Annotated in this window: 7 protein-coding genes; all 7 read left to right on the plus strand. The window is 50.8% G+C overall.

The features are described 5' to 3' along the window. Positions 1-287 precede the first annotated feature (287 nt). The 7 genes from Q0X25_RS05810 (at position 288) to murD (ending at position 8162) form a co-directional block, all read left to right on the plus strand. Positions 288-719: a division/cell wall cluster transcriptional repressor MraZ gene (locus Q0X25_RS05810; protein ID WP_068539228.1), complete on the plus strand. Its 432-nt coding sequence runs from the start codon at positions 288-290 to the stop codon at positions 717-719. Positions 720-758: 39 nt separating this feature from the next. Beyond that, positions 759-1718: a 16S rRNA (cytosine(1402)-N(4))-methyltransferase RsmH gene (gene rsmH, locus Q0X25_RS05815; protein WP_298579858.1), complete on the plus strand. Its 960-nt coding sequence runs from the start codon at positions 759-761 to the stop codon at positions 1716-1718. Positions 1719-1895: 177 nt separating this feature from the next. Then, a complete protein-coding gene (locus Q0X25_RS05820; protein WP_298579861.1) occupies positions 1896-2369 on the plus strand; it encodes a cell division protein FtsL in 474 nt (157 codons plus the stop codon). Position 2370: 1 nt separating this feature from the next. Further along, positions 2371-4158, plus strand: a complete 1788-nt coding sequence (locus Q0X25_RS05825; RefSeq protein ID WP_298579864.1) for a penicillin-binding protein 2 — start codon at positions 2371-2373, stop codon at positions 4156-4158. A gap of 14 nt (positions 4159-4172) precedes the next feature. Continuing rightward, positions 4173-5633, plus strand: coding sequence for a UDP-N-acetylmuramoyl-tripeptide--D-alanyl-D-alanine ligase (murF, locus tag Q0X25_RS05830; RefSeq protein ID WP_298579866.1), 1461 nt, complete (start codon positions 4173-4175; stop codon positions 5631-5633). Further along, entirely contained in the window at positions 5633-6664 is a 1032-nt protein-coding gene (gene mraY / locus Q0X25_RS05835; protein ID WP_298579869.1) for a phospho-N-acetylmuramoyl-pentapeptide-transferase, read from the plus strand. Before murF ends, mraY begins: the two co-directional genes overlap by 1 nt. Before the next feature lie 76 nt (positions 6665-6740). After that, a complete protein-coding gene (gene murD / locus Q0X25_RS05840; protein ID WP_298579872.1) occupies positions 6741-8162 on the plus strand; it encodes a UDP-N-acetylmuramoyl-L-alanine--D-glutamate ligase in 1422 nt (473 codons plus the stop codon). Positions 8163-8189 lie beyond the last annotated feature (27 nt).

Below are 8189 nucleotides of genomic sequence, written 5' to 3' on the forward strand. Positions count from 1 at the left end.
TTTTGTATTGAATTTCTTGTGGTTATAACAAGCACATTCCACTACATATAGTGGTTTAAAAAAATGAACGCACTTTCTTTTTAAGAAAATGCAGGATGTGACTGACAATCATTCTCATTTTCTCGACGGCTTTTTTGCCGTTCGGGTCGCTTTATCAGCTTTCGGCATAAAAATGTCGAATTGTGTCAAAAAGTGTCGGTAATTCCCTCTATAGTATTGCCACAGCCCTTTTTGGGGCGAGTGTTTGTTGTTGAGAAGAACAGCGACGTATGAGAAGGGAGGCTCAGATGTATCTCACTGGTTCCAAGCGCGCAAACCTTGATTCCAAGTGCCGTCTGACTCTCCAGGCTGACTATCGTCGTGATTTTCCCGATGGCAAAATCAAACTCGTTCCCGTTCAGGGCGCATTGTACGGATTCACTCCTGAGGGCTATGTCAACTGGGTTACCGGTGTCTGCCCCAATGCGAGCGACCCCAAAAGCGCTGACGCCCGTCGTGCCCGTGCGCTCAATTCCCATGCTGTTGAGGTTGACATTGATGCTGCTGGCCGCATTAGCGTGGGTAAGTCGAGTGAGCAGGACCGCGAACGTCTTGGTCTAAAGCGCGAGGTTGTGATTGCTGGCAACGGCGATCACTTCGAGATTTGGGATGCCACGCGTTGGGATCAGCTGCAGGCGGATGCAGAGGACGAGGAATTTGAAGCATATCTCTTTGGCTAATCCAAGGTGTTATGTTTTGCCGCTGAAGGAGTGAAGGTTTTGACAGAAGAATATCGACACGTACCCGTGATGCTAAACGAAGTCCTCAGTGTTCTTGATCCCAAAGCAGGGGATGTGGTTTGTGATTGTACGCTTGGGGGAGCAGGGCATAGCGTCAAGCTTGCCGAGCGTATTGCACCTGATGGACTTTCAATTGGCATCGACCAGGATGATGCAGCACTTGCTGCAGCAACTGAGCGCTTTGATACTGAGGTGCCAGACGCTGAGCATATCTTTCTCAAGGGTAACTTTGACGAGATGGATAGCTTGCTGCTTAAAGCTGGAGTTCCCGGAGTAGACTGCTTCCTTTTTGATTTGGGAGTTTCTTCTCCGCAACTTGACGTTCCCGAGCGTGGCTTTAGCTACCACGAGGACGCACCACTTGATATGCGCATGGATCCGGAAAACAATCCAAGAAACGCAGCAGAGGTCATCAACACGACAAACGAATCCGACCTCACCCGGATCCTCCGCGTATATGGGGACGAACGCTTTGCCAAACGCATTACTCGCGAGATTTGCAAACGGAGGAAGCAAGCGCCCATTGAGACGACGCTTCAACTGGTAGATGTTATCAAGTCAGCAATTCCCGCAGCAGCGCGCCGCAGTGGCAAACATCCTGCGCGCAAGACCTTCCAAGCGCTACGCATCGAGGTGAATCATGAACTGGATGCACTCGAGCAGGGCCTGCGCGCGGCAGTTCGTTGGGCTAATCCTGGTGGCCGCATTTGTGTGATTTCATATCACTCACTTGAGGATCGTATCGTCAAGCATGTGTTTGCTGAGTACTCACACGACAACACGCCGCCTGATATTCCGATTTCGACTTACGTGCCGATACTCAAAGTCACAACCCGCAAGCCCCTCATCGCCACTGACGAGGAGGTTGCCCACAACGCGCGAGCAAGAAGCGCGCTTCTCAGAGCCGCTCTCAAGCTCGACGAGAAGGGCAAGATATAGCAACTCCGACCCTCGGGTCGTCTTGCAAGGTGTTATTTGCACTACCGCAGCATATATGAAGTACGACGCAACACAACGATGCAAAACGGAGCTTAAACGCACTACCAACGCAGCACCAATGAAGTACTACCGCAACACAAACGAGAGAGCTGAAGCTCTCAGATAGGAAGCAGAACAATGGTTTATGAGGGGGCCGAGGCACTTCGTCTCGAAGGCGCACAAGTACGTAGCGTGCGCCCGTACAGCACACCAGTTGCTGCCCCCTCCTTCGAGGTTTACGAAGGTGGTGGTCTCGACGCTCGTGCTCGTCAGGGAGTCGATTCTACCTTCATCTCTCGTGTACGCATGGTCGCCCTTGTAGTGCTTGCTGTCGTTATCGTTGGAGCATTTCGTGTCGCTCTATCTGTGGCAACGGTACATGAACTTCAAGCTAGTTTAGGCTTGCGAAGCCAGGTTGAGAGTTTGCAAAACATAAACGCTGAACTTGAGATTGAACGTTCAGTAGAGTCTTCTTCGCAACGTATTATTGCGATTGCAACTCAGAATTACGGCATGGTATACGCCAGCGATGTGGATACCATCAAGCTTGATCACAAGAGCGCAGATACAAGCAGCGCAATCTCTGAAGCCTCGAGTAAAGTCGAGTCCTAAGATGACCCGCTCAAGGGGTCGGGGCTTCGGGGATGTACCCGGAGCCTCTTATGATGAGGCTCGTCGTCATCGTGAAGAAATGCGCCGCCAGCGCTTTGGAGCGCAAGGTCAAGGTGCGAGCGATTATGGCTTTGCTATTATCTTTCGCTGGTTTTTAGCAGTGGCCATTGTGGTTGCGGCGCGGCTACTTATTTTGCAAGTGATTGATGCTCCCAAGCTTGCAGCCACAGGCAAAGCGCAGCGCACCAATGTCGTTGCACTACATGCCAAGCGCGGCACTATCTACGATCGCAATGGTAATGTGCTTGCGGTGAGTGAAGACTGCAAAACCATCTACGCTAACCCTAAAGAAATATCTGATGTACGCAAAGCCGCTCGTGCTCTTGCAAAGGTCTTTGGCGGCATGTCTTCGGACTATATTCCCAAACTGCGCCAAGATGCGAGCTTTGTCTATGTGCGTCGTCAGGTTGATACCAAGCTTGCAAAAGAGCTTCAGAGTGAACTTGAAAAAAACAAGATCACGGGCATTTACTTTCTCGATGACACCAAACGCGTTTATCCCTACAAAGGGGTGGCTGGTCAGGTGCTTGGCATGGTCGGTGTAGATGGGGAAGGCCTTTCAGGTCTTGAACTTTACTATGAAGACATTCTGCACGGCAGCGATGGTGAGATGATTATGGAGCGCGGCCTGCATGGCGAGCCCATTGCGGGCGCTACTGCCGAGATTGCGCCTGCCAAAAACGGAGCTGACATCATGCTTAGTCTTGATGTCAACATCCAGCGGGTTGCCGAAGAACAAATTAGCGAGGCAGTAAAGACCTATACCGCAGATTCTGGCTCGGTTATGGTGACTGATCCGACAACAGGGGAAATCCTTGCTGCGTGCTCGACGCCTCTTCTTGATTTGACGGACCTTTCTGAGGCAGAAGCTGCAGCCTATACCTTGCGTCCCGTCACGAGCTCATACGAGCCAGGTTCGATTTTTAAAGTTCTTACCGCTGCTATCGGCGTTGATAACAAGTTAATGGAAGACACCAGTACGTGGGCGGTGCCTGCTGAGGTCAAAGTAGGCGACAATTATGTTACCGATGTCGACAACCGTGACTACACCATGACCATGAGTCTTCGCGAGATAATGCGCCGCTCATCCAATACGGGCATGGCTCTCATAGGTCAGCAAGTCATCGGTTCCAAGCGTTTCTCGCAAGGCGTTGATGATTTCCATATCGGTCATAAAACGGGTATTGACTATCCTGGTGAAACCGAAGGCATTGTTAAAACAATGAAGCAATACGATGGCTCTACTTTAGGCAATATGGCCTTTGGCCAAGGTCTTGCCATTCCGATGGTACAAATGGTGGAGGCGGTGGGCTCTGTTGCCAACGGTGGCACGCTCTATACTCCTCATTTTCTCAAGACTAAAGATGGCAAAGAGGTGGCGTGGAAGGGTCATGGCAAATCTGTCTCATCCAAGACTTGTGCCATGGTGAGCGATATTATGCGTACCGTTGTCGATGAAGGTACGGCAATGAATGGTGATGTTGAGGGTTATGATGTTGCAGCAAAAACGGGTACAGGTCAGCAGGTAACCGAAGACGGATCTGGCTACAAGCCTGATAGCTTTGTGTCTTCTCTTATCGGCTTTGCTAATGCGAGTGACCCTCGAGTTTTGGTCTATGTAGGTCTGAACGGAACGGGATATCATGGCTCCGCAGCAGGACCTGCATTCTCGGCTATCATGAGTGAAGCACTTTCTGACATGGGAGTCAGACCGGCGAGTGATACATAGCGCAAGGAGTGTCGATGCTATATTTACCTGTTGCAGATATTGCGACTGCAACTGCTGCAACTATAGTGTGCGGAGATACAGACAAGCAAGTCACAGCAGTAGAAACTGATTCTCGCCGCGTAGCGGCGGGGACGCTTTTTGTTTGCTTTCCGGGCGAGCATGTCGATGGCAATGATTTTGCTGCGTCTGCCGTAAAAGCAGGAGCCGCTGCTATCGCTTTGACCCGCGAACCGAGCTGTGAGCTTGTGTCTGTCGCTCAGAAGAGCTCCTGTGCACTACTGCGCGTTGCAGATGATGATCCAACTGAATTTATGCTGCGTCTCGCTGAGGCGTGGCGCCTTCGCAACCCCCAATGGACGGTCGTAGGCGTAACGGGCTCGGTAGGTAAAACCACTACCAAAGACTTACTTGCGGCTGGTCTTGGTGCTTGTTGGAAGACGCATGCTACTGCAGGTAACTTTAATAATCTGATTGGCCTGCCCCTCACCTTGCTTTCAGCTGATCCCAGCGATGAAGTTGTGATCTGTGAGATGGGCATGAATCACAAAGGTGAGCTTTCGCGTCTCACCAAAGCAGCGCGTCCAAGCGTTGCATTGATTACCAATGTCGGTACGAGCCACATTGGCCTGTTGGGTAGCCGCGAAAATATTGCGCGCGCCAAAGCTGAAATTATCGAAGGCCTTCAGCCCAGCGCAGTGCCGCAGCAGCTGTCAATTGGTGAGGTTCACTCCTGCTTGGTTATGACCAGTGACAATGATTTTGCTCCTTTCATCGAAAAAGAGTTTTGTCGTCCTGCAGCAGTTGAGACGAGTTATGTTGGCGAAGACGAAAAGACCAGCTTGAGCTGTGGCTCCATCGCCCTTGATGAGCTCGGGCGCCCTGAGTTTGATGTGAGCTTTTCTGATGGCACTATGCGCCACAGCAAGTTAGAACTTCCTGGCACTGCGGTTGTTTCTGATTATCTACTCGCCTTGGCCATTGCCGAGCGCTTAGGTGCCAAAAGAGATATAGTCTGCTCTGCCATGGAGCATATGCCTGCCTCCCATATGCGTCTTGAGGTGGTTGGCGGTGGCGAGCAGCCCCGTCTTATTGATGACTCCTACAATGCGAGTCCAACATCAATGGCAGCCGCCCTCGATGTGCTTGCATCTCTTCCTTGCACAGGCAGGCGTATCGCAGTATTAGGTGAGATGGGGGAGATGGGCGACGATTCTGCCCGTCTTCATGAATACGTGGGCTGCTATGCAGCGGCAAAAAAACCTGACCTGATTGTGTGGGTTGGTACAAAAGATGCAGCCCTTATGCGCGCAGCGGCTCTTGTTATGGGGTTTTCTGATGACCATATGGAGTCTTTTGCTGATGTAGCATCCGCGCTTGCTACTATCAAGCCTATCCTTAATGCCAAAGACCTTGTCTTGGTGAAAGCCTCGCGTTCGGCAGGCCTTGATGCGTTTGTGAAAGGAGTACTTGCCTAATGTTTGGCAGTCCTGCATATCCTAGCTATCGAATCTTTTTAGCAACTGCTATTGCTGCAGCAGTTTCTATAGTGCTCATGCCGTTCTTTATCAAGCTGATGCATCACGAACAACTAGGACAGCAAATTCGTGCTGACGGTCCGGGCACCCATCTTGTCAAGCAGGGCACCCCAACGATGGGCGGCATTATTATTTTGCTTGCTGCCTTAGTTGCGACAGCTATTCAGGCACAGTGGACGCCTGGTCTTAGGCTTGCGGTAATTGCAACGTTGCTTACAGGCTCTTTGGGCCTGCTTGATGATATTGAGTCTGTGGCTCATAAACGCTCCCTCGGTTTGACTCCGGGTCAAAAGATGCTGGGGTTAGCGCTGATTTCGCTGAGTTTTTGTACCATTGCGACGAATTTTTGTTATGTGCGTCCTACCGTGGAATTTCCGGGTGGTTTTACCGTTGATTTAGGGGTAGTGACGTCTCATTTTTTGATTTTCGGGAAATGGATTCATTTCCCTTGGCTCTACCTTATCTTTGTATTTTTGCTTATGGCTGGTCTATCCAATGCGGTTAACCTTACCGATGGGCTGGATGGTCTGGCTGGCGGCTGTTCGATGGTTGTCTTTTTGATTATGGCGATGGTTGCTTTTTCATATAACGAAGCAAATCTAGCCGTCTTTGCGGGGTCTCTTGCTGGCGCTATCGTTGGTTTTCTTTGGTATAACTGTTATCCTGCTCAGATTTTTATGGGTGATACCGGTTCGTTAGGTCTCGGCGCTGCTTTTGCAGCTCTTGCGGTACTTACCAAGACTGAGTTGAGCTCGCTGGTCATGGGAGGCCTCTTTATCGTTGAGGCACTTTCAGTCATGATCCAGGTTGTGTCCTTTAAGCTGACGGGAAAGCGTGTCTTTTTGATGGCTCCTATTCATCACCATTTTGAAAAGAAGGGCTGGTCGGAGACTAAGGTAGTCATTCGTTTTTGGATTGTGTCTGCTGCTTTTGCAGCTCTTGGTTTTGCTCTGTACTTCCAGCTTCGCTAGGGCAGAGTAGAGACAACATGAACTAATAAGAGACGCGCTTATAAGCGTCTGCTAATTGCTGGGGGAGTCTTACAAGATGACAGAAAGCCAAACTGTTCTGGGTCATGTGCTCGTCCTCGGAATGGGGATGACTGGCGAGTATGTCGCGCGTTATTGTGCGGCTTTGTTGGGCAGTCGTGTCTTGTCCGTCACGCTCTATGGTGGGACAAGCTCCACTCAAGGTGATACAAGTGAGGCTTTGACGGCGCAAGGTGTTCATTGTGTGTTAGGTTCTGAAGCTGTGGAGGGCAGCTATGATCTCTGCATTGCTTCTCCTGGTATTTCTGAATTTTCACCCTTCTTTGTGGCAGCAAAAAACTGCAGCAAGGAGATAATTTCTGAGCCCGAGTTTGCCTGGCGTGAATCGCCACGCAATTGGATTGCTATTACAGGTACCAATGGTAAGACCACCACAACGAGCTTGACGACTGCGATTTTGCACGAAGGTCAGCGTAAGGCAACGTCGGTTGGCAATATTGGCTTTCTTGCGACCAAAGCACTTACGGGGCGCGCCGATGATGAATGGTTTGTGGCAGAGCTTTCGAGTTTTCAGTTGGCCTGCTGCAAGACGTTGCATCCGCGTGTTGCAATGCTGCTGAATGTGACGCCTGATCATATCGCTTGGCATAAGTCAATCGAAAACTACGCCGCTGCCAAAGAGCGTATCTTTGCCAACCTTGAGGTAGGAGATCTCGCTCTTATCTCTGATGCTGATGCGTGGTGCTGTGCTATTGCAGAGCGTCTCCAGGCGCGCAATTTGCGGGTTTGTCTGCTTAATCCTGCGCGTGATGCAGGTAGTCCCTGTGCTGCTTTTGTGCGAGCAGGGCAGTTGGTGGTACGCCTAGACGGTACGGAGCACCTCTTGGTACATGCCGACGAATTGCAGATAAAAGGTGAACACAACCTTGCTGATGCACTTGCGGCTGCGGCTGCAGCCCTTGAGTTGGGTATTGATGTTGAAGCGGTAAATCGTTGCTTAAAAAGCTTCCATCCGCTTGAGCATCGTATTGAACCCTGTGGTGAACTTAAGGGCATTCACTTTGTGAATGATTCCAAGGCCACCAATGTTGATGCTACCGAAAAAGCGCTGGCAGCGTTTGCGCCGGGCTCATTGGTGTTGTTACTTGGTGGCCATGACAAGGGCACTGATCTTGATGAGCTGAGCCATCTTGTAGTCAAAACCTGTGCGGGTGTTGTTTGTTTTGGCGAAGCAGGGCCTCGTTTTGCAAAGGCGCTCGGTGCGCAGCTGCGCAATAACTCTGCGCTAAGCCTGAGGACTGTGGCACACCTTGCTGATGCTGTGGATGCCGCTTGGGAACTTGCTCATAACGGTCAGTACATCTTGCTCTCTCCTGCCTGCTCTAGTTTTGATGAATTTTCTGGTTTTGAAGAGCGTGGGCGCGCCTTTAAGGACCTTGTAGCCCGTCTCATTGCCGCAGGAGGTCTGCAGCATGAATAGAAGCACCGCGCGTGAGGTGTCTTCGCG

Origin of the sequence: uncultured Olegusella sp., from assembly GCF_947253395.1 — a bacterium.
Taxonomy (GTDB): Bacteria; Actinomycetota; Coriobacteriia; order Coriobacteriales; family Atopobiaceae; genus Olegusella.

Coding starts and splice junctions, on each gene's coding strand:
- mraY (WP_298579869.1), top strand. CDS start 5,633: ATGTTTGGCAGTCCTGCATATCCTAGCTATCGAATCTTTTTAGCAACT.
- murD (WP_298579872.1), top strand. CDS start 6,741: ATGACAGAAAGCCAAACTGTTCTGGGTCATGTGCTCGTCCTCGGAATG.
- Q0X25_RS05810 (WP_068539228.1), top strand. CDS start 288: ATGTATCTCACTGGTTCCAAGCGCGCAAACCTTGATTCCAAGTGCCGT.
- Q0X25_RS05825 (WP_298579864.1), top strand. CDS start 2,371: ATGACCCGCTCAAGGGGTCGGGGCTTCGGGGATGTACCCGGAGCCTCT.
- Q0X25_RS05820 (WP_298579861.1), top strand. CDS start 1,896: ATGGTTTATGAGGGGGCCGAGGCACTTCGTCTCGAAGGCGCACAAGTA.
- murF (WP_298579866.1), top strand. CDS start 4,173: ATGCTATATTTACCTGTTGCAGATATTGCGACTGCAACTGCTGCAACT.